This window comes from Pseudokineococcus sp. 1T1Z-3 (assembly GCF_037482365.1).
In the GTDB taxonomy this organism is placed as follows: domain Bacteria; phylum Actinomycetota; class Actinomycetes; order Actinomycetales; family Quadrisphaeraceae; genus Pseudokineococcus.
Genome location: NZ_JBBHZF010000032.1, coordinates 1 through 685, shown reverse-complemented (window position 1 = coordinate 685; position 685 = coordinate 1). Strand labels below are relative to the sequence as shown.

Here is a 685-nt window from a genome sequence, read left to right as displayed (position 1 = left end):
GACGGGCACTGACACGGCCGAGGTTGCCTCACGGCTCAGCAGCCTGGTGCGGCGCAGAGCCGTTGGACTCAGCCGGGCTTCGACCCATGCCGTGATGGCCCGCTCGACGTCGTCACCGGTCAGGGCGGGATGGAACAGATCCGCAAAGGAGCTGGTCAGGGCCCACCGGCCCTTCGACGAGTTGGGCGCGAGGTCGGGACGAGTCCGGGCGGCCGAGTTGCTGCGGAGTTTGGGCCACGTCTCGTCGCGCAGCGTCTCGCGGCTGTTCTCGCGGTACCACCCGTTGGTGTCGACACCCCAGGACGTGAGCAGGCTCGAGAGCGACTCCTGCTTCTTGGTCGACGCGACGTACCAGGCCCGACGGTCCTCCTCGGTCGTCCTGGCGGTGAGGACCTGCTCGTTCATCCACAGCACGGTGGTGGGACGCGCCCACGGCACATCGCCCGGGACGGGGCCCTCGTCGGGGACGACCGCGTCGACGTAGAGCATCGCGGCGACGGCACGAGCCGCCATCGGCCCGTTCATCGCCGTGTCGAACCCGGGGCGGGGGAACAGGATGTTGAGCCGCCGCTGGACCTCGGCGACGTCGGGGTAGGCCTTCACGAGGTCCCTCCGGGGCGGTAGGCGCGGGCGACAGCGGCCGCGAGGTCATCGGGGGGCAGGGCGTCCCAGGCGCGCAGGACGT

1 pseudogene is annotated in these 685 nt (G+C 71.1%); it reads right to left on the bottom strand.

The window, feature by feature from the left end:
* Positions 1-603: pseudogene (locus WDV86_RS15945) on the bottom strand (BsuBI/PstI family type II restriction endonuclease); the annotation flags it as partial.
* Positions 604-685 lie beyond the last annotated feature (82 nt).